Annotated in this window: 10 protein-coding genes and 2 pseudogenes; 6 read left to right on the top strand and 6 right to left on the bottom strand. The window is 61.6% G+C overall.

Annotation, left to right across the window (positions count from 1 at the left end; all coding sequences use genetic code 11):
- Positions 1-248: 248 nt before the first annotated feature.
- The 5 genes from PhaeoP97_RS19835 to PhaeoP97_RS19815 all read right to left on the bottom strand — a co-directional run bounded on the left by PhaeoP97_RS19835 (position 249) and on the right by PhaeoP97_RS19815 (position 8,310).
- Positions 249-1,652 carry an HlyD family type I secretion periplasmic adaptor subunit gene (locus PhaeoP97_RS19835; protein WP_072506959.1) on the bottom strand — a complete coding sequence of 468 codons (1,404 nt, stop codon included), beginning with the start codon at positions 1,650-1,652 and terminating at the stop codon, positions 249-251.
- The gene (locus PhaeoP97_RS19830) at positions 1,649-3,412 is read right to left on the bottom strand and encodes a type I secretion system permease/ATPase (RefSeq protein ID WP_072506958.1); all 1,764 of its coding nucleotides are present in this window, start codon (positions 3,410-3,412) and stop codon (positions 1,649-1,651) included. The genes PhaeoP97_RS19835 and PhaeoP97_RS19830 overlap by 4 nt, the downstream gene beginning before the upstream one ends.
- Before the next feature lie 162 nt (positions 3,413-3,574).
- Positions 3,575-5,893, bottom strand: a complete 2,319-nt coding sequence (locus tag PhaeoP97_RS19825) for a calcium-binding protein (RefSeq protein WP_072506957.1) — start codon at positions 5,891-5,893, stop codon at positions 3,575-3,577.
- A gap of 363 nt (positions 5,894-6,256) precedes the next feature.
- Positions 6,257-7,135 carry a hypothetical protein gene (locus PhaeoP97_RS19820; protein WP_027246749.1) on the bottom strand — a complete coding sequence of 293 codons (879 nt, stop codon included), beginning with the start codon at positions 7,133-7,135 and terminating at the stop codon, positions 6,257-6,259.
- The gene (locus tag PhaeoP97_RS19815; protein WP_072506963.1) at positions 7,132-8,310 is read right to left on the bottom strand and encodes a helix-turn-helix transcriptional regulator; all 1,179 of its coding nucleotides are present in this window, start codon (positions 8,308-8,310) and stop codon (positions 7,132-7,134) included. Before PhaeoP97_RS19815 ends, PhaeoP97_RS19820 begins: the two co-directional genes overlap by 4 nt.
- 929 nt (positions 8,311-9,239) lie before the next feature.
- On the opposite strand from PhaeoP97_RS19815, the gene PhaeoP97_RS19810 reads away from it, so the two are divergent.
- Positions 9,240-10,058, top strand: coding sequence for a helix-turn-helix transcriptional regulator (locus PhaeoP97_RS19810; RefSeq protein ID WP_072506956.1), 819 nt, complete (start codon positions 9,240-9,242; stop codon positions 10,056-10,058).
- A 119-nt stretch (positions 10,059-10,177) separates the two neighbouring features.
- Here the strand turns inward: PhaeoP97_RS19810 and PhaeoP97_RS19805 are convergent, their stop codons facing one another.
- Positions 10,178-11,422, bottom strand: a complete 1,245-nt coding sequence (locus tag PhaeoP97_RS19805; protein WP_072506955.1) for a glycosyltransferase family 4 protein — start codon at positions 11,420-11,422, stop codon at positions 10,178-10,180.
- Positions 11,423-11,683: 261 nt separating this feature from the next.
- Here PhaeoP97_RS19805 and PhaeoP97_RS19800 point away from each other — a divergent pair, with 261 nt between their 5' ends.
- The 5 genes and pseudogenes from PhaeoP97_RS19800 (at position 11,684) to PhaeoP97_RS20830 (ending at position 21,008) form a co-directional block, all read left to right on the top strand.
- The gene (locus PhaeoP97_RS19800; RefSeq protein ID WP_072506954.1) at positions 11,684-13,693 is read left to right on the top strand and encodes a polysaccharide pyruvyl transferase family protein; all 2,010 of its coding nucleotides are present in this window, start codon (positions 11,684-11,686) and stop codon (positions 13,691-13,693) included.
- A gap of 217 nt (positions 13,694-13,910) precedes the next feature.
- Positions 13,911-15,228: pseudogene (locus tag PhaeoP97_RS19795) on the top strand (ISNCY family transposase).
- 15 nt (positions 15,229-15,243) lie between these two features.
- Positions 15,244-15,516, top strand: a complete 273-nt coding sequence (locus PhaeoP97_RS19790; RefSeq protein WP_072504604.1) for a hypothetical protein — start codon at positions 15,244-15,246, stop codon at positions 15,514-15,516.
- Between the two features lie 241 nt (positions 15,517-15,757).
- Positions 15,758-16,444: pseudogene (locus PhaeoP97_RS20950) on the top strand (IS30 family transposase); the annotation flags it as partial.
- Positions 16,445-16,688: 244 nt separating this feature from the next.
- Complete coding sequence (locus tag PhaeoP97_RS20830) at positions 16,689-21,008, top strand: non-ribosomal peptide synthetase (protein WP_261340735.1); 4,320 nt, start codon at positions 16,689-16,691, stop codon at positions 21,006-21,008.
- Positions 21,009-21,104 lie beyond the last annotated feature (96 nt).

Here is a 21,104-nt window from a genome sequence, read left to right as displayed (position 1 = left end):
GGCAGGGCGGGAGGCCGGCTCCTTTGTCAGAGCCGCATATGCTCTCAAATATAGGTCAGCATTCCTGTCTAAATGTTTCGCACGCGAAACATTTGGTCCGAACCGGACCTAATTTTCAGCACGCCGCCAGAAAGCGGTTTGGCCACATAAAGACCCGCCCGGCCAGGGGCCAGGCGGGACGAAAGGATGGATGATCAGGCCCCCCCAGGTATGAAACGCCAGACGTCTTACCGGCCGCGCATCCCTGATCAGCCATTCCCCTCTTTCAAGGCGTTCGACATGCTGCGCAGCACCGGGCTGAGCAGGTAATCCGCCAATGTCTGCCGGCCTGTCTCGATCATCGCCTGCGCGGGCATGCCGGGCAGGGTTTTGACATTGGGCAGCGCCGCCAGCGCTTGGGGCGGAATGCGGATGTGAACGCGGTAATAGGGAATCCCGGTGTTGAGATCGGCAATGCTGTCGGCGGCCACCATCACCACCTCGCCCATCACCGGCGGGGTCGAGCGGAAACTATAGGCGGTGAGCTGCACCCGGGCCTGCCCGCCGGTCACCACCTCGTCAATGTCGGTGGGCGAGACACGGGTTTCGACAATCAGATCGCTGCCCGAGGGCACCAGCTCCAGCACATTCTCGCCGGGGTTCAGCACCTGGCCCAGGGTGTTGATGGACAGTTCCACCACCCGGCCGGCCCGTGGTGCAAGGATGGTCTGGCGTTCCAGCACATCCTCCGCCGCATCCAGCCGCTGACGCAGATCCAGAATGCGTTCCTGCACCAGCTGGGTTTCGCTGGAGATCCGGTTCACGGTGTCGCGGTGCACCTGCAGAATGCGCTCTTCGGTTTCGGCGACGCGGATCTGGATGTTCTCATGGTCGCTTTCCAGCGCGCCAAAGGTGCCCATCAACCCGGTTTCCTGCAGGCGCCGATCGCTGAGCCGGGTTTTGGGCACCAGGCCTTTTTCATAGAGCTTGTGCAGATCGGCAACCTCGCCCTTGATCAGCGTCAGCTGATCCTCGACCGCGGTCAGCCGGGCCTGCCGCCCGCTGAGCTGTTTGCCCAGCTGGGAAACCCGGTCGCGCAGGATCTGGACCTGACCATCATACAATGCGCGGTTGCTGTGAAAAACATCGCGCTGCACGTTGAACAGCGAGACCAGTTGTGGATCTGTTGCCATCAACTGGTCCAGCTCTGCGGAGATCTCAACCTCATCCGCCTGGGCCAGTTCCGCCTGCAACCGCGCCTGCTGGGCCAGAAGGCTGGTCAGCTGACCAATCAGAATGGCGCGGCTGGCGCGCATCCGGCGCCCGTCCAGTACCGCAATCACATCCCCTTCGGCCACCATATCGCCCTCGGCCACATTGATTTCGCGGACGATGCCGCCCTCCAGATGCTGCACGCTGAGCCGATCCCCCGCCACGGTGAATTGCCCCGGGGCCACCACCGCGCTGGTCATCTCGGCCTTTGTGGCCCAGAATACCAGCCCGCCAAACAGGCCAAAGCCACAGACCAGCATCCACATCACCAATTGGCGCACACGGGTGGGCGGGGTGCGGGGCAGGGCAAAGCCATCCGGCATCAGGTCCTGAAAACCCCGGCTCATTTCAATCTCGCTGGTGGCACGCGGGGCCAGATCTCGGCTGTCGCTGCGGCTCATGACTGGGCTCCTTCTGTGGCGCCGGCCTCTGCATTGGTGCCATTTTGGGCTGCCCGGCGCGGTGCTAGATTGGTCACCTTGGGATCGCCCTGGGCCCGGCTCATCGGCTGGGCGGCGGCCTCGATGATCTGACGGGCCTCGCCAAAGCGGGCAATCCGACCCTCTTGTATCAGGGCGGCATGGCTGACCCGGCGCAACAGGTTGAGCCGGTGGGTCACCACCACCACGATGGCACCCCGGGCGCAGGCCTCCTCGATGGCGGCGGCCAGGGCCTCTTCGCCCTCGGGGTCGAGATTGGCATTGGGTTCATCCAGCACGATCAGCTTGCGCTCGCCAAAGAAGGCGCGCGCCAGACCGATGCGCTGGCGCTGACCTGCGGACAGGAAACTGCCGCGCGGGCCGACCTCGGCGTTATAGCCACCGGGCAGGGTCAGGATCAGCTCATGCACCCGTGCCAGTTTGGCGGCCGCCACCACATCCGAGGGTTTCGATGTCGGATCCATCATTGCGATGTTTTCGGCCACGCTGCCACGGAACAAATCCACCTGCTGTGGCAGGAAACCGATATGTCGGCCAATCTGTTCAGGGTCCCAATCGGTGAGGGCGGCATCATCAATGCGCACATGTCCCCGCACCAGCGGTTGCAGCCCCACCAGCGCGCGGGCCAATGTGGTCTTGCCTGCGCCCGACGGGCCGATCAGACCCAGCGCATGGCCCGGTTGCAGCGACAGGGTGATATCCAGCAGCAGCGGATCCTGCCGCCCCGGCAGCACCACAGTGGCATTTTCCACCGACAGCCGCCCGGTGGGGTCGGGCAGTTCCATCCGATCGCTGGTGTCCTCGGCATGGGCCAGCAGCAGGTTTAGCCGGTCCTTGGCGCTGCGCGCCTTCAGCAGGGCGCGCCAGCCGGCAATGGATTGCTCCACCGGGGCGGCGGCCCGCCCCAAGAGGATCGAGGAGGCAATCATCAGACCCGGGGTCAGCTGGTTGTTGATCACCAGCACCACGCCCACGCCCAGCACCGCGATTTGCAGCCCCATGCGCACGGCCTTGGCCAGCGAGGTCATCAGCGCCACCCGGTCGGTGACCAAGGTGCCAAAAAGAATGGCGGTAAAGGCGCGTCCGCGCCAGCGGCCGATCTGGGCGCTGGTCTTGCCCATGGCGTGGATGATCTCGGCATTGACCATCATTTCGTCAACTGCAGCATTGGTTTCGCGGGCAGCCTCTTCCGAGGTTTTTCCCGGTCCGCGCCCCATCAGTTCGCTCAGCACACCAAGGCCCAGCAACAGCAGCAGCCCGGCCACCGCCACCAGCCCCAGGATCGGGCTGAATACAAAGATCAACGCGATGAACAACAATGACCAGGGCGCATCCAGAAGCGCGATGAACACCGGGCTGGTGACAAAGCCGCGCAAGTCCTGAATATCGCGGATCGGTTCCGCGGTGCGCAGTTGCGCAGGCAGGTTGCCGCTGATCATCCCTTGCAGGACAACCGGGCTGAGCCGGGCTTCCAGCCGCGAGCCGAGGCGGGCGACCAGGCGTTGGCGAATGACATCAAAAAGAAAAAAGAACACCAGCGCGATACACGCGCCGGTGGTCAAAGCAATCAAGGTTGGCATGCTGCCCGAAGCCATGACCCGGGCAAACAATTGCAACATGTACAGCGGCGCTGTCAGGACAAGCAGGTTAACAAAGATACTCGCTACAAAAATTGAGGTGATAACACCCCGTTGTCCGTCAAAGACCCGTTTCGTCTTCATACCCGTGACCCCCCGGTTGCACGATGTGAAGTTACTGAAGCTGGCAGATCAGCGCCCTGGTCCAAGGTGGCAATCCTTGGCCGGGGACCAAATCGCTGTCCTGAACCAGGGCTAGACCCCCCCGGATGGCGGCCGCCACCCGGGAGGGTCATTCCTTATGGCTCAGATGGTGTGACCCCAGATGTTGTCGTAGCTGTCATCGAAGCCGTCATCGCTGGTCACGACACGGATCGCCTCGTAGCTGCCGGCATCACCGGTGGTGACCGCATTGATCCCGACGCCACCCGAAGGCAGAGCGTCCTGGCCAAGCGAGCTGTAGCCGTTGACATTGGTCAGACCTTTGATGATCACGGTGGCCCCACCAGCAGAGATGGTGGTGTCGGTGCCATCGTCATTGACCGAAGCGGCCCCGTCATTCAGTGCCGCAAAGGCATCCTGTGCCGAGGTTCCGATCCCATCGCCGACATTGGTCACGCGGAAGGCCAGCACGTCGTGGTCTTCGTCGATATCAAAGTCATTGATGCAGTCGATCCCATCACCGGAGACAAACGAGGTGCCATCCCATTCCAGGTCGATGATGAAGACATCCTTGCCGTTGCCACCGGTCAGATCGTCATCTCCCGCGCCACCTTTCAGGTAGTCGTTGAAGTTGCCGGCCCCGCCATGCAGCGTGTCATTGCCTTCACCGCCATCCAGGAAGTCATGGCCACGGCCACCATCCAGATCGTCATCGCCAACTTCGCCATAGAGGCAGTCGTCGCCGTTGTCGCCATTCAGGTCGTCTTTGCCATTGCCGCCCAGAAGAACGTCATCGCCATTGCCGCCGTTCAGCTCATCGGCGCGATTGTCACCCATCAGCAGGTCGTCGCCATCATCGCCGTTGACGGTGTCTTTGCCGTCGCCGCCGCTCATGACGTCATTGCCAGTGCCACCGTGCATCAGGTCATTGCCATGACCACCATACATGGTGTCGTCGCCTGCATCGCCATACAGCGTATCGGCCTGGTTGTTACCATAGATCAGGTCATCGCCATCGCCGCCTTTGACGGTGTCGTTGCCAGAGTTGCCGTATAGCAGGTCGTCGCCGACATTGCCGTGGACGCAGTCGTCGCCTTCGTTGCCATAGAGCGTATCATTGCCCTGGTTGCCATAGAGACGGTCACGTCCGGTGCCACCGTAGCCTTCGTCGAAGCCACGACCGCCGATGATGACGTCATTGCCGGCTTCGCCGTACATGGTGTCATGGCCGGAACCGCCGCGAATGCGGTCATTGCCGGATTCACCATAGTCGTAAGGCGTGTAGCAGTCGGGGCAGTCGACATCGCGCAGATTGGTTTCATCGCTGCCAGCATGCGATTGCGCGACGGCTTTGTCGTCGTCATCGCAGCAGCTCCAGTCGATGTCATACCCGGCCTTGACCCGGCCATGGTCCCCAAAGATGAGGTCGCCCTGGGCACCGCCTTCGAGAACGTCATTGTCGCTGCCGCCGCGGATGGTGTCCTTGCCAGCATCGCCATTGACGTCATCACGTCCGGCACCACCGTCCATCAGATCGCGACCACGGCCGCCCTGCATCAGGTCGTCGCCGTTTTCGCCGAACATGGTGTCACGGCCGCCCTGACCATCCATGGTGTCATGGCCTTCGCCACCCAACATGCAGTCATGGCCATCTTCATTGGGACCTTTGCCAACCGGACCGCTGTCCGCGCCAAAGTCGAGATCGTCGTTCTGCGACTGGCGTTCGTCACCGAACATCTCGTCGTTGCCGGATCCACCGATCACCAGGTCGTCGCCAAGACCACCTGCCATCCGGTCGTTGCCGCCCTGACCGTTCATCCGGTCATTGCCGCCACGGCCATACATGGTGTCATCGCCGTCGTAGCTGGTTTCGCCGGACTGACCTTGATCACCCCACATGCAGTCGTCACCACCTTCGCCGTCCATGCAGTCGTCGCCGAGATCGCCGTAGAGGTAGTCACCGGCATCGCCGTTGTCCTCGTTGCCGTCGCCGTCATCACCAAAGATCTGGTCGTTGCCACTGCCGCCAAAGACAGTGTCCTGCTCCTTGCCGCCCAGCAGCGAGTCATTGCCGTTTTCACCGTCGATGTAATCGCAGCCATCGCCGCCATCGATCCAGTCATTCCCGTCACGGGTCTGATGGGTGCCATTGCCACCGAACAGGGTGTCATTACCGCCATCGCCATTGATGGCGTCATCGCCGCCGCGACCTTCGATATAGTCCTGGCCGGACTGACCATCGAGCCGGTTGTTGCGCCCGTTGCCATAGACGGCGTCATTGCCGCCGCCGGCCGCAGCGTTGTCGCCAGCGTCGTGGTCGTTCAGGTTGATGATATTGCCGTCGGTGCCACCACGTTCGGTGGTGCCATCGTTGTAATTTGGTGAGAACTTGTCATCGCTGAATTCGATTTCGCACTCAGGATTGCAAACTTCCCAGTCTGGGTTGTCGTCTGGTCTACCCATCTTAAACATCCTCCTAATTAATATACCGGGAGTGTGTTGCGCCCCCCGACGCGACCCGCCCCCTTTAGAAACCTGACCAGGGAAAAATGGGTGTGGGACCTGGCCAGTGACACAAGACCGCTTGGGTCTCTGATGATGAGTGCACCGCAAATCGGGCGGGGCGGATGCCCCCAAATGGGGACAAATTCATATTAAATTGTTGGTTTCCGGAAGCGCTGTGCCAAGACTGGGTGGATGACCGTGCAAAGACATGTGGAACAGGCACGAAAGCCCAGACCCGGGCAGATATTTGGGACAGGCTTGCTGCCAGGATCTGGCGCAGCGCCTCCGGAAGAGAGTAGACTCTTTTTCCTTTGTTAGAGCCTAATCAGATATGATTTCATCCCGTTGTGGATCAGGATCAGCTGTTGTGGTTTCAACGAAATCAGCAAAGCTCGCCCAGTGGATCTGGGCCTCGGCCCAGGCGGTGCTGGCCGCAGATGCAATCCGACTGTGATACAGCGTGCCAGCGGCCAGTCCGAGGGCCAGGATCAGGGCCAGAAACCCGCCACGGCTGACAGCGCCGGCCAGCCTCTGGCGTAGCCCACGACCGGTATTGGACTGTTCGGCAATCACCTTGGCAAAACTTTTGCGCAACACCGGCTCCAGTTCGATGCGCAGCGCCCCCTCCATCCGGTTCACCGCCTCTTCCAGCGTGTCGATCCGGGCGTTCAGCGCCTTGCGATCGGCTGCGGCCTTTTGGGTGTACATCTCGCCCAAACCGTCGTTGAGGGTGGCAAACATGGCGGTGATCCGCTTGTGCAATTCGATCAGATCGCCGCGTCCCGCAAGCGGCTGGCTGCCGCCGCGCAGATGCGCGGCCAACTGATCCAGATCGGCGGGCGCGAGGCCTGCGGCGGAGGTTGGCTGAGCCTGGGGTCCGCCAGATGATCCTTCTGCCAATTCGCCCACCTGTGATGGGTCGGATTGACCTGCGGGGCCGGCAGCGGGTGCCGCTGTCTTGGCTGGGCTAGTCCCCGTGCTGTCTGTCTCTATGGTGTCCGTGGGACTCTCCAATCCGGTTTCGGCTGGCGTTTGCGATGCAGGGACAGGCTCCCCGTCATCGGAATTCTGAGCGCTGGCCGTGGTGTAAGAGCTGCGGCGCTCTTGTGTGGCGAGGGCCGCAGCCCCAATCGAGGCCTGGGTTGGCGCGACCGGTGCGGGTGGCCCCTGGGTGAGGCTTTCGTGGGTCACTTTGTTCATGACGCTCTCCCCAATGAGGATTGCCAGGTCAGCCGCTGCGCCATTTCGGTGCGCCCGGCGACCTCAAGCTTGGACAGCACCCTTTTGGCATAGGTGTTGAAGGTCTGTTCCTTGATGCCCGCGATATGTGCGGCTTCGCGGTTGGACAGCCCCAGCTGGATCAGGGCGGCCACCCGTGCTTCGCAGGGGGAGAGCCCCATTTTCTGGGCCAGCATTTCGATCCGCTGCTGATCCGGCTGGCGCGGCAGGATCGCCACCACCAGCGCCCGGTGGGTGTCGGCGCAGAGATAGCAGGTCAGCGAGACCGGCAGCCGCATCCCCGATGTGGTGTCCTGAAGGAACAGGATCAGCTCTTGATTGGCACTGCCGGTACAGGTCTCTGAGGCGTGCTCGGCGGAGGTGCGGGCGCAGCTTTGCACTGCCGCATAAAAGGCGCGGGTCTCACTGCTGTTGGCACAGCGCAACACGCCGTCGTTGTTGTGCAAAAGATTGCCAGCCGCAAGCATGTCGCAACCGGCATCATTGCAATCCAGCAACCGGCCCGAGGCATCCAGCACCAGAACCGCGCTGTCGCTTTTGGTGGAAATCGTCCAGAGCATCGCCTCGGAGGTGTCGGGCGTGGTGCTGGCCTCCGGCGTGCTGGTCAGCATCTCGCGCAGCGCATCCTCGCGGGCCAATGGCCAGATCGCAGGCAGGATTTCGATGCAATGGGCATCATGCTGGCTGCCTTCCAGATGCAGCGCAACCCGGTCCTCGCTGCCATCGGCAAAGCGGCAGGAAAACACCACCCAGCGGCCCGACCGGTGACCAGATGCATCCGCGCGCAGCGCGGCGGGATCCAGCCAGTCGGGCCAGCTGTTGGGATTTTCCTGCGGATCATGCAGCTGCGTGCAGTGACAAAGGGATCCGCTGCGCAGCAGGGCCTGCAGCGTGCCTTTGCTGCGGCTTCCCTGCACCAGACCTGCCTGAGATCCACAGCCCTGAGATTCACGGGCCTGAGATTCACAGCCCGTCTCGCAGGTGGTCACCAGCAAACGGCTTGGTCCGGCAGACGCGGGTCCGATACAGTCGATTTCAGCTATGGCAGTGGTGGTGATGGATGAAACTTGTCTTTGAAATGATCGCGCAAAAGCGATCTCGCCCGTGTGGATCACGGTGCCCCCGAACACATTCATATTGCCCCCCGGCATATCAAAACGAATATGAACAAGCCTAGCATATCGCCGCCGCCGTCAAATTGCGCAGAGGGCGTACGCCTTCGGACGGGGTGGTTTGGGGGGCTGGGGCCACTAGGTGTGATCAACCCCGGCGTGAATCCACAGGTCATTGTGTTTTAATCAATATATAGGTGTGTCTCGCAGCGAGCCCACAAGGCGGCGTCGAAAGGGATTTATGAAAACAGTTTTATTTCATAAGGTTACACATCGGCGAGGTTTCGCCTGCGGCTGTATCCGGGCGCAGGCGTCTACCTCAGAGGGGGTAGGGCGCCGGAGGAAACCCCGACAAATGAAGGATGATTCTATCTTTGACGAGAAGGCACGCAAGAAAAAAACACGTGGAAGTTGATTTAACCTATCAAAAGAGCCTCATGATTAAGAATTATCCACATATCCGGGTAACGCCTCTCTGAGGATATTCTTGTTGATAAATCAAAAGCATATTTGAAAAACAACGCTTTAGGCTGAGATCCTGATGGCGCCAACATGACGACAAGAGGTAAGTTTTTTAACAAAACCATAGAGATTCGGGTTATTTTCTCAGGACCGTACATCGGTGCAGCGCCACACTAGGCTGCAATTTCTGAGGTAGGGGTCCAAGACATTTGGGCCAATGATTTTGATAGAACGGTCGGGCAGAAGACCGATGGCCACAGGATTGGTGGCTGGGTCGTTTAACGACCATCATCTGACCAGAAGGACAGGAGAGAGGTAAGAAAAACAAGACTGCGGTGCCATCTGTGACGGGGGTTGCAGTGATGTCGTGAAGGGTAGGGCGGGACGTTCCAAATCCGCCATACACCTGGTGCCATTTTGTTTTGGTGGTCATCCGTTAAGACGATCTGATCGTGTATTGATCAGCTTTTTTAAGAGTATGGGGGTATATCATGCCTGTGCATATTGTGGGCGAAAGTCGCTTGTTGCGCGACATGTTTCTGGCGATTTGTCAGAGCAACAACTACCAGATCGGCACCTGCTGCGACGAGCTTTCGGCGCTGTCAGGCCTGGGGCTGGACGATCTGGTTCTGTATTACAGCCATGAAACGGGACCGGAGCTGGTGGAGGAATTGCGCCAGTTCAAAGAGGGCAATGACGCCTCCCTGTTGATCCTGATCATGGGACGTGAATGTTCCACCAGCATGCAAAACGCGCTGAGCGCCTACGCCGAAGCGGTCATCCCGCAACGCAAATCCGCGGATGCGCTGATTGCGGCCCTGCGGGTGGTACAAAGTGGCTATCGGATTGTGCCATCGGATATATCGGCGGCCTTGCGCGCGGCGGATGTGACCGTCTCTGGCCGTGACCAGCCCGCCAGACAGGGCAGAACTGGAGAGGGCAGAACTGGAGAGAGCCAGGCGACAGATTCGGGGTATCAAATCAACGGCAATATATCTAATTCAGGCTCTAACAAGGGGATTGCGTCCAGGTCTTCGGAAGCGGTCCTGAGCCAAGCGCCAAGCCTGGATAGTCCAAATGAGCGCAGCCTGCGGGCGATGCCTCCTTCGGCGGCGGAACACGGGCTGTCGATGCGCGAATGGCTGATCCTGACCAAGCTGATCGATGGGGCGACCAATAAATCCATCGCCAATGAGCTGGGCATCTGTGAGGCCACGGTCAAGGTGCATCTGCGCACCTGTTTTCGCAAGGTCGGGGCCAAGAACCGCACTCAGGCGGCGATCTGGGCGTCGGAGCAATTCCTGTCCTGATCCCGCAAGGTGCTGGGACTGGGCAGGTCGGGACTGCGTCGGCCATGGGCTCATGCTGGGGGGCTGGGCGTCTGGTCGACGCAGATCATCCCGTGACCGGTATTCTCTGTTGTGAGGGGTCAGATCTTCAGCTGCTTGCTGGCGGGCAAGAGCGCGTTGATCTGGCGAGCGTGCTCGGGCATGCAGCGGGTCAGGAAATCATAGGTTTCCACCACATGGGCGCGGGCATTGGGGCCCAGATGGGCATAGGCGCCGGGATTGGCCAGCACATCCACCACCTGATTGGCCAGCGCGTCGGGATCAAAGAAATCCACCAGCATGCCGGTCTCATTATGGGTCACTGCCTCGCGCACCGGTTCCACATCAGCCGCGACCACCGTGGCCTGCATGGACATCGATTCCAGCAACGACCAGCTCAGCACAAAAGGCATGGTCAGATAGATATGACAGCGGCTGATGCGGATGATCTTGCACAGATCACCGTAAGGCACCCGGCCGAGGAAATGCACCCGGCTCCAGTCGACGCTGTCGCCCAGCTCATCCTCCATCTCGCCGCGCAGACCTGCGGGATGGGTGCTTTCGCGCCCATATGAGGTCTCATTACCGCCGATCATCAGGATCCGCGCATTGGGGCGTTCCGACAGGATCTTGGGCAGGGCGCGCATCATCACGTGAAAACCACGGGCGCGTTCCATATTGCGGGCGATATAGGTGATCACCTCATCGTCGCGGCTGAGCGGCTTGGGCAGACGGCCAAGACCGATGTTGGCCTTGGCATCCGGCTGCAGCCGGTCGGTGCGGATGCCGTCATGGCTGACGTAGATCTTGTCGTGAAAGCTTTTGGGAAAGCGGTCGCGCTGCCAATAGGTCGGGCTGTGGCCCAGATCGACCACATCAATATTGGCAAAGGGCACGGTGTTGCGGGCATGGGCAAAGAACCCTGCGTGTTCGCCGGGGGGATTTTCCGGGTCAAAGCCCACCAGCCCGCCAGTGGTGCGGTAGAAATATTCAAAGAAGCCAATAATCGGCACATCCGGCCAGACCTCTTTCATAAAGGTCAGCTCCCCCCAGCCGGTATGACCGATGATGATATCGGGCTTGAAACCATCTCTGGCCTCCAGCTGGCGCGCGGCGAGGGCGGCGCCAATGCCATTGCCGGCCGCCGCCTCCCAATCCTTGGACAGCCCATAGGCATCGGCAGCGGGCTGGTGATGGCTTTTGTAGGTCGCGGTGGAGACGCCGGGCAGCTTCACATCGTTTCGCTGGGTCAAAAACACGATCTCATGCTCGCCCTGATCGGCCAGCCACTGGATCATCTCCCGGTACTGGCCGGGCATGTTCTGGTGCACAAAGAGAAATTTCATATCCTATCCATGCCGCGAGAGCGCCGCAGGCGCAACCCTTTGAAAAGCGGCAGGCGCAGGCTTGGGCAGGGTTTCACCTGCAAGGGCGGGCCGGATCTTTCCGGGCTTGTTCCCAGAGGTCACGGCGCTAACATGCGCGCAACGCAGCAATCCCGGGGGCTGCGGCTGCCGGAGGCGCAAAAGCGCGGTTGCCGACCCCCTATTTTCAATAGGCCATACCATCCGTTTGCGGAGGCTATGGCGAGTAACATCTGGTGATATATGAGAATCCTTTTCCATGCTCCTGTGCTTTCGGTCCACCGTCCGGATCCGGCGCTGTCCAGTATCCTGGGGGTGCCGCCGACGGTGACGGACACGTTGTTCGGTCTGAAACCGGCGCATAAGCTGACCGGGAATCGCGGAAATATCATCCACGCCGAAGCCCCGGCCCGCAGCCTGCGCAAGGACCCGGATGGGTCGGCGGTGGGCAATATCGCCAATCTGCAGAAGAACCTCGGTGAGGGCTATGCCGAGACCATCGCCGAGCATTTCGACATGATCGTGGTGTCGCTGGCCAATTTCATTCGCCCCAACCACGATGGCATTCGGCTGTTTTCTGCGCTTGAGGCGCTGGATGGGCGGGTGCCTTTTGTGGTGCTGGGCGCCGGGATGCAGGGCAGCCATGCCTTCACGGACCTGATGCCGGGCAACCGCGATCTTCTGGCGCTGCTCAATGAACGGGCCAACCTGTTTGGGGTGCGCGGCACCCAGACGGCAGAGTGGCTGGCGCAGAACGGGCTGGAAAACACCACCGTGCTGGGCTGTCCCAGTCTCTATGTCTATCCGCAGTCGATCCTGGCCATCGACGGCACCGCGGCCCAGGCCAAGGGACGGCAGGCCAATGTGATGACCGCTGGCCATTTCTCCATGCGGGAGGGGGCGATTGTCGAACGCGGCACCGAACTGGCCAAGGCGTTCGACAAGATCGACGCCTCTTATGTGTTCCAGGATGAGATCTTTGGCTATGGCAAATTCATCAAGGACCGCTTTGGCTATAATGAGGGCAATAACATTGCCCAGCCGGAAGAGCTGAACCGCTGGCTGAGCCGCAAATGCGGCCATAAGGTCGATTTCAACCGCTATTATTACTTCTCCGAAGCTGGCGCCTGGCGGCAGGCGGCGATGTTGCATGATGTCTATATCGGCGACCGCTTCCACGGCGGGGTTGCGGCCCTGCAGGCGGGCCAGCCGGCGATTTTCCTCAAGCATGACAACCGGGTGGCCGAGCTGACCGAACATTTCGGCCTGCCGGCGCTGAACACGCAGAAATTCATGCGCAAGGGGCTGAAGGCGGTGCTGGATGAATATCTGTCGCCCGAGATGCTGGACACGATGAAGGCGACCTATCGCCAGCGCCACGCCGAATATGTGGCGGCACTGGCCGCACACGGGCTGGAGGTCGACACCATCGTGCCCGACGAGCCGCAGCCGGTGCCTGCGGTGGACCGGCAAGGCCATCTGGGCGCGATCCGCAGCCCGCAGGCCCCGGACGAGGTGCTGCCGGAGGGGCTGTGGCCCACCACCACGCTGACCCCGTCTTATGCCATGCGGCGGCTGCACCCGGAGGGCGCGCGCGAGCTGGTGGTCACCTTTGAAGGGGCAGGTCAGGCGCTGGACCGCAAGGATCCCTTGCGTCCGGGCTTTGGCGAGCGTTTCCTGATCAAAGCCGGCTATGCGGTGCTGTCGGTCTTGCCGCATCAGCAGAACTGGTACCGTCCGCTGGATCTGGAACAGTATTTCCAGGCACCGGACACCCGCGCCTGGATGGCTGGGTTTGACAAGGTGCATGTGCTGGGCTCCGGCATGGGGGCCTTTGGCGCCATGGCTTTTGCCGACCTGATCGGCGCGGAAAACGTGGTGGCGTTGCAGCCGATCACCACCCTGGCCGAGGATCTGATCCCCGGCGAGATCCGTTTTCCGGCCGCGCGCAAGCTGGACTGGAGCGGCGCCTACCGCGATGGCTGTGCGGGCTGTGACACGGCCGCCCGGATCTATGCGATCCATGGCGACCATCCGTTGGACCTGGCCCATGTGGCGCGGTTGCGCGATGCCCTGGGCGCGCGGCTGATCAGTGCGGAATTGTCCCATGACAGCAAGCGTCCGGTGACCCCGTTGCTGCGCGCCAAACGCTGCCTGCCACGAACCGCGCTGACCTGCCTGCGCGGTGGCGACGCGGCGGCGCTGGAGCAGGTGCTGGGTGAACTGATCACGCAGAAAACCCCGGCGGAGTGATCCGCGACATGTGGTGACAGACACCAAAGGCCGCTTGATGTGCGGTCTTTGGTGTATTTGCCTGCTGCCTTGGCCACTGCAGAGTGCCTGCTCAGGTCAATTATTTAACATAAGATAGATTAATAGGCTATTTTCTGTACGCGCAAAGCGATAATGTCACCCATGAGCAAAGCAGAAGTGTCACTCTCCTCGTAAAACGATGTGAGGATGAGCGGACATGGGATGGGTGGTGATGAGCGAGCGCGAGTTGAACCGCGTGGAAGTTTTGGCGCAGGTCGATGATGGCCGGCTGAGCGTCGACAATGCGGCGAACATGCTGGACCTGACACGTCGTCAGGTTTTCCGGCTGCTCAAGCGATACCGTCAGGATGGCGCAGCCGCGATCCGGCACAAATCGCGCGGCAAAATTCCAAACAATCAGATCCACAAAGCCAAACGCGACTATGCGTTGGGCCTGATCAAGGAACAGTATCCGGATTTCGGGCCGACCCTGGCGGCCGAGATGCTGGCCGAACATCATGGCTTCAAAGTCTCTCGCGAGACGCTTCGGAAGTGGATGGTTGAAGATGGCATCTGGCTTTCGCGCAAGCAGCGCCGCCAGTTCCACCAGCCGCGTCTACGCCGAGAATGTTTCGGCGAGCTGATCCAGATCGATGGGTCAGACCATCGTTGGTTTGAAGATCGCGCAGGTCCCTGCACCCTGCTCGTCTTCATTGATGATGCCACCAGTACCTTGATGGAGCTTCGGTTTCGAAGCACTGGAAAGCTATTTGCTCGAACACGGACGCCCCGTTGCATTCTACAGCGACAAACACACAGTGTTCCGCGTGGCCAAGGAAGACGCCAAGGCTGGCGCGGGTATGACCCAGTTTGGACGTGCTTTGAATCAGTTGAACGTCGAGATCTTGTGCGCCAATTCAAGTCAGGCCAAGGGGCGCGTTGAGCGCGCCAACCGGACCTTGCAAGATCGGCTCGTGAAAGAACTGCGGCTGGCTGATATTTCGGATTTGGAAGCTGGAAACGCCTATCTGCAAGGCTTCAAGGGCCGTTACAACACCCAGTTCGCCAAATCGCCGGCCAAGCCTGACAACCTGCACCGCGCGCTCAACGTCGAGCCGGACCGGCTGGATGAAGTGCTGTGTTGGCGCGAGAACAGGTACGTCGGTAAGCAGTTGACGTTTTCTTATGACCGCAAGCGGATCATGCTGGAAGAAAGTGATGTGACGCGCGGCCTTGTGGGCAAATACGTAGACACCTACGCCTTTGTCGACGGCCGGTTTGAGGTGCGCTCAAAAGGCCGATCCCTGCCCTACAAGATCTTCGACATGGACCAACGGGTCACTCATGCCGCCATCACCGACAACAAGCGCTTGGGTGCCGTGCTCGAGCACATCAAAGACATGCAAGATAAGGCCCCGCCAAAATATCCAGTCAGAACAAATTCTGAGAAGATGGGGTATAAGCCAAATGGCAAACGTCCCGGCAGACCTTCCAGCGCACGTGCCAAAAAGACGATTGTACAGGCGGCGGAATAGGCCCAGGTTTGCGGCATGGATACTGACGACGACCCAGAGATCATCTTCTCCGATTACACGCAATCCGTTGTCATCGACGGGCATCATTTCGATGTCGAGATATATAAGACCAGCATCCATCCCGGCTGGATCCTGTCCGTAGAGAACCAGTTCGGAACGTTGACCGTGTCGGACAATCCACCCTTTTTCGGCGACGTCCTCGCCTGGCGCGCCTTTGAGGAACTCGTCCGCGAGGAAGGTATCAAAGCCTTCTACAACAAGAAAGAGCGTCGCAAGCTTGGTCTATGACCAACCACCGCAAGGCTTATCAACCCTACGATATATGACGTCTCCGGGCTGCTAAGCCTTGCTACCGGCAGCGCATTTGGTGACACTTCTGCTTTGCGCAACCAGTGACATTTCTGAATGGTGTTTACATTTTCCGACGCCGGGTGCGCGCTACTTTGAAGTGAGACTTCTATTAGAAAACAATGAGTTATCTAATAGGAGGAATACCGCATGGGAACGGTCTATACGCAACTGAGCATGCAAGCGCGTGATTGAACGGATCAAACAAGGCTGGACGCCAGAACAGATCGGCAACCGGATGATCTATGAAGGTGCGAAACAACGTGTCTGCCAAGAGACGATCTATCGTTACATCTACTCCAAAGAAGGCATGGATCAGGAGCTTTGGTGGTACCTGCCCTTGCACCGAAAGAACCGCACGCCGCGCCGTGACCGCAAGCGTCAAAAGCCCAAGTTTGATCGCGATGTCAGCATCTTGTTCCGCCCGGATGACGTCACTTGTGGAGCGCGTTAGTCGCTTCACCGTCATTCTCAAGAACCCAAACAAGCGAACCAAGCCAGTGATGGGCAAGATCGTGAAAGCGATCAAAGACCTGCCCCTGATTGCGCGCAGATCGATAACTTTCGACCGCGGCACAGAGTTCGTCAGCTGGCCGCACTTACAAGCCGAACTGGGCACCCAAACCTGGTTCTGCGATCCGTCCAGTCCCTGGCAAAAGGCACCGTCGAGAACACCAATCGACGTGCCCGCCGCTGGCTTCCTCGCAAGCGCGACATCAGGGGGATGACAGACCACTACATCAAGCGGATCTGTGATCAACTCAACAACACGCCCCGCAAGTGTCTCGATTGGAAGACACCAGCAGAGGTGTTCCGGGAAAAGATGATGGAGGAAATGGGTCGATCCCCCTACCCTCAAAGCCAATAGGAGTCGCGGTTCAGGTATCGCTCACACGTGTGGCGTTCCTTTACAGGTGTTTTATTGCCCCATGGTCCCCAGGTCTGATAGCCTTGGCTCTGCGGCGGTGGACATGGGGGTGTTGCTGACGCATGGGTTTGCCCCCCAAAGTGGATGTTAAGCCTGCCGTGGTATCCAGGTCATCTGGCTGCGGCAAAAGTTAAAGATATGACATCGGGAGTGCCCAGGCCCGATGTCACTAAGGGGGGGCATCATGACAGATATTTCGCAGGCCTCAACGCCTGGCACGCCCTCCTCAACAGGCGGGGCGGCGGCGTCGGCTGCAAAGGCAACCGCACAGGATATTGCCCTGACCCCCATGCAGCAGGGGCTGCTCTATGAAAGCGCCGCCGCGGGGCGGCCGTGGGTCAATCTGGAACAGATTGTGGTGCATCTGGATGCCGAGGCGCCGGCCCCCAAGGCGCTGCGCAAAGCCTGGCAGCAGGTCTGTGTGCGCCATCCGGTGCTGCGCAGTGCGGTGCTGTGGCAAGGCTGTCCCGTGCCGGTCTTGCGGGTTGCGCCGGTGGCCGAGGCTGAGCCCCTGATCGCCCTTGAAACACAGGATTGGCAGGGGCTGGACGCAGAGAGTCAGGCCGCGCGGCTGGAGCAGTTTCTGGCACAGGACCGCAACCGGGGCTGCGCCCTGGATCAGGCCGTCTCCTGGCGGGTGATGCTGGCGCGGCTGGGGCCGAACCAATCGGTGATGGTCTGGACCATCCACCATGTGCTGGTCGATGGCCGCAGCATGGCGGTGGTGCTGGAGGATGTCTTTGCCGCGCTGAAACAGGGGAAACTGCCGACAGAAACCACGCCCGTGACCGGGTTTGATGCCTTCAGCCCGGCGGTGGCGGCGGTGTCAGAGCAGCCAGACAGCCAGGCGTTTTTCCGGACCCATCTGGAGGGGTTTGAAACCCCCAACCAGATTGCCCAGCTGAGCGGACGGCACAGGCCGGATGATGGGCCGGATGATGGACCGGATGATGGGCCGGATGATGGGCCAGCTGGGGAGACGGCGCAGGGGCGCAAGCGGATTCTACAGCGGCAGCTGCCAGCCGAGCTGCGGCGCGTGCTGATGCAGCGCGCCGCAGCGGTCACCGCGGCGGATGATATCGGGGCGGATGATATCGGGACGGCGACCCTGGCCAATATGATCCATGCCGCCTGGGGGCTGTTGGTGGCGCGCTGGAGCGGACGGGATACGGCGCTCTTTGGGGTCACCCGCTCGGGGCGCTATCTGCTGGAGGGCTGCGGGCGCACGGTGGGCTGTCTGATCAATACGGTGCCTTTGTATGTGCATCTGTCGGGGGAGCAGACAGTCGGCGGGCTGCTGGCGCGTTTGCGCCGCGACGCGGTGGGGCTGCGCGCGCATGAGCAGGCTTCGCTGGCGGAGATGCGCCGCTGGTGCGGGCTGCCCGGCAGTGTGCCGCTGTTTGACACCATGGTGATGTTTGAACGCGACAGTCTGAACGACCGGATGCGCAGCCTGAGAGACGAGGATGACAGCAGCCCCTGGTGTGATCGCCGGGTCGAGCTGCGCGAAGAGGGGGCGATGCCGCTGACCCTCGCGGTCTATGGCGACGCCCGACCGCTGTTGATGCTGGAATATGACCCCGAGAGGCTGCCTGACGCGCAGGTGGGCCGCATGCTGGACCATCTGTGCCAGCTGCTGCGCAGCCTTGCCGACGCGCCGCCGGATATGCTGCTCAGCGATCTGGTGATGCTGCCAGAGGACGAACGGGCGCAGCTGTTGCGGCAAGGGCGGCCGGACCCGGCGGCGGCGCAGGCGCTGGCCCGCGATATGGCCGCTGGCCCCTCGTGTCTGGCCAATCGGCTGGAGATCACTGCGGCGCTGACCCCTGACGCCCCGGCGTTGCAGATGGCGCCAGAGACAGATGTGCTCAGCCATGGCGAATTGCACGCCCGTGCCGACCGGCTGGCAGTGGAATTGCAGGCGCGCGGCGTGGCTTCCAGCGAGATCATCGCCATCTGCCTGCCGCGCAGCCCGGAGTTCGTCATTGCCATGCTGGCGGTGCTGAAAGTGGGGGCGGCCTTCCTGCCGATAGACCCGACCTATCCGACGGCTGTGATCGCCCATATGCTGACAGACAGCGGTGCGCGGCTGGGCATTGGCGGGCCTGAATACGGGGTCGATTCAGGGTCTACGAAAAGCAAAGATGCCGCTGCGCTGACACCTGAGGGGCTGATCTGGGTGAATCCTGAGCTCTCTGCCACAGGCCGGGGTCCGCAGATGGCGCCCCGTCCGACCCCGAGCACACCGGACCCTGCGCGGCTGGCTTATGTGATCTATACCTCCGGCTCCACCGGGCGGCCCAAGGGGGTGCGGGTGCCGATGCGGGCCTTGCTGGCCCATGCCAGCGCCATCACCGCCGCCTTTGGCCTGGAGGCCAGCGACCGGGTGCTGCAATTCGCCAGCCTGTCCTTTGACGTGGCCATTGAGGAGGTGCTGCCCAGCCTGTTGGCCGGGGCCTGCGTGGTGCTGCGTGCGCCGGATATGATTGGGGCGCCGGGGTTGTTTCTGGACCGGGTGGCGGCGCTGGAACTGACGGTGCTGAACCTGCCGACCGCCTTTTGGCATGTGTTGTGTGATGTGATGGCCGACAGGGATCGCGGCCTGCCATCTTCAGTGCGGCTGGTGATCGTCGGCGGCGAGCAGGTCAGCCCGCAGGCACTGGCACGCTGGCAGCAGCTGGTGCCGGGGGTGCGCTGGCTCAATGGCTACGGGCCGACGGAAACCACCATCACCTGTACGCTGCATGATCCGGGTCTTGATCAGGATCGCCCTGTGCATGTGGGTGAAGAGGTGCCCATCGGCCGCCCCACCGCCCATGCCCGCGCCTATGTGCTGGCGGTTGATGGCAGTCTGGTCCCGGATGGCGTGGCCGGGGATCTGTGGATTGGCGGCCCGGCGGTGAGTGATGGCTATATCGGGCGGCCGGCGGAAACCGCAAAAGTGTTTCGCCCCGATCCTTTTGTGCCGCGGGGGGCGGTGCCGACGCGGATCTATCGCACCGGCGATCGCGCGGCCTGGCGGGCAGATGGCACGCTGGCCTTTCTCGGGCGGCAGGACCGGCAGGTCAAACTGCGCGGCTTTCGCATTGATCTGCGCCATGTGGAGCAGGTGCTGGAACGCGCCCACCCGGAGGTGCAGGCGCTGGTGGCGGTGCATGGCAAGGACGGACCGGCGGCGCAGCTCTGTTGCTGGGTGCGGGGCATTCGGGAGGCTGGCGCGGAAGAAATGGCTGGCGATACCCGCCCGGATCTGGCGAGGCTGCAACAGGTGGTGCAGCGCGACCTGCCCGCCCATATGCGCCCGGCGCTGGTGCCGGTGGCGGCGTTTCCCCGCACTGCCGGGGGCAAGATCGACATGGCCGCCCTGCCCGCGCCGACACAGGCATCAAGCGGCCTGCGCCTGCGCCGCAACGGCGGCGCGGTGATTGACACCAGCGCCCCGCCCTCGCCGCTGGCGCAGCAGCTGGTGGCGATGATGGCGGATCTGCTGGGCCAGCCCGATCTGGGCGTGGATGACAGTTTCTATGACCGCGGTGGCCATTCCCTGCTGGCGATGCGGCTGATTGGCCGGATCGAGGCGGAACTGGGCCAGCGGCTGAGCCTGGCGGCACTGCATCTGACCCCCAGCCCCCGGGCGCTGGCGGCGGCGCTGACAGACGCGCTGAGCCCGGGAGATGGGGGCGGCGACACCCCGGAAACACCGGAAGGCCACACCCTGCCCGATCATCTGGTGATCATTCAGGATGGCACGGCGCGTGCGCCGCTGTTCGGCGTCCATGTGCTGGGGCGCAACGAAGAGTTCTATCGCCCGCTGGCTGCTGCGCTTGGCCCGGACCAGCCGGTCTATGGGCTGAGCATCGGCCTGTTGGACAGCAGCACCCCCACCGGGGTGCGCGCCACCGCAAAACTGTACCTGGAGGAAATCCAGACCCATTACCCCAGCGGGGTCGTGCATCTGGCGGCGGTGTCTCTGGGCAGCTATTTTGCCTTTGAACTGGCGCGCCAGCTGTTGGAAGCGGGGCGCGAACTGGGCGTGCTGGCGCTGTTTGATGCCGAAGGCCCGGCCGGGCGCAGCCGGGTGCAGGGGCGGGCCAGACTGGGTGCCCATCTGGGGCTGCTCCGGCGCATGGGACCGGCCTATCTGGGCCATGTGGCCCGCCACCGGATTGAGACATTGCGCAATTCCTTTGAACGGCGGCGGCTGGAGTGGACCGGCGGCGGTGGTTCCCTGTCGATCGAGGCGCTGATCGCGGCCAACCAGCAATCGGTGGAGCGCTACACGCCGGAGCCGCTGGCCACGCCGCTGACGGTGTTCCGGGCCGGCGATGATCTGTTTGACAGCCCCGAAGCGCTGCGTCAGGGGCTGGGCTGGGCGCCGGTGGCGGCGGCGGGGTTTGAGCTGATCGAGGTGCCGGGATCCCATCTGTCGATCCTGCAGGAGCCGAATGTGCAGGATCTGGCCCAGCATATGACCCGCATCATGCAGCGCTCGGATCCGCAATAAGGGCGTGACAACGGGATAAGCCTGGCCAAGGGACAAACAGATCCGCAGCGGATCCTGGGCTTTTCTCCACCCTGATCAGAACAAATTCGCAAAACC

The sequence above is a fragment of the Phaeobacter porticola genome (assembly GCF_001888185.1).
GTDB lineage: Bacteria > Pseudomonadota > Alphaproteobacteria > Rhodobacterales > Rhodobacteraceae > Phaeobacter > Phaeobacter porticola.
This window is presented reverse-complemented; position numbering and strand designations above follow the sequence as displayed.

What these genes read in the sequence shown, in the direction of transcription:
- PhaeoP97_RS19815 (WP_072506963.1), bottom strand. Translation starts at nt 8,310, where the DNA reads ATGAATGTGTTCGGGGGCACCGTGATCCACACGGGCGAGATCGCTTTT.
- PhaeoP97_RS19820 (WP_027246749.1), bottom strand. Translation starts at nt 7,135, where the DNA reads ATGAACAAAGTGACCCACGAAAGCCTCACCCAGGGGCCACCCGCACCG.
- PhaeoP97_RS19790 (WP_072504604.1), top strand. Translation starts at nt 15,244, where the DNA reads ATGGATACTGACGACGACCCAGAGATCATCTTCTCCGATTACACGCAA.
- PhaeoP97_RS20830 (WP_261340735.1), top strand. Translation starts at nt 16,689, where the DNA reads ATGACAGATATTTCGCAGGCCTCAACGCCTGGCACGCCCTCCTCAACA.
- PhaeoP97_RS19835 (WP_072506959.1), bottom strand. Translation starts at nt 1,652, where the DNA reads ATGAGCCGCAGCGACAGCCGAGATCTGGCCCCGCGTGCCACCAGCGAG.
- PhaeoP97_RS19800 (WP_072506954.1), top strand. Translation starts at nt 11,684, where the DNA reads ATGAGAATCCTTTTCCATGCTCCTGTGCTTTCGGTCCACCGTCCGGAT.
- PhaeoP97_RS19825 (WP_072506957.1), bottom strand. Translation starts at nt 5,893, where the DNA reads ATGGGTAGACCAGACGACAACCCAGACTGGGAAGTTTGCAATCCTGAG.
- PhaeoP97_RS19805 (WP_072506955.1), bottom strand. Translation starts at nt 11,422, where the DNA reads ATGAAATTTCTCTTTGTGCACCAGAACATGCCCGGCCAGTACCGGGAG.
- PhaeoP97_RS19830 (WP_072506958.1), bottom strand. Translation starts at nt 3,412, where the DNA reads ATGAAGACGAAACGGGTCTTTGACGGACAACGGGGTGTTATCACCTCA.
- PhaeoP97_RS19810 (WP_072506956.1), top strand. Translation starts at nt 9,240, where the DNA reads ATGCCTGTGCATATTGTGGGCGAAAGTCGCTTGTTGCGCGACATGTTT.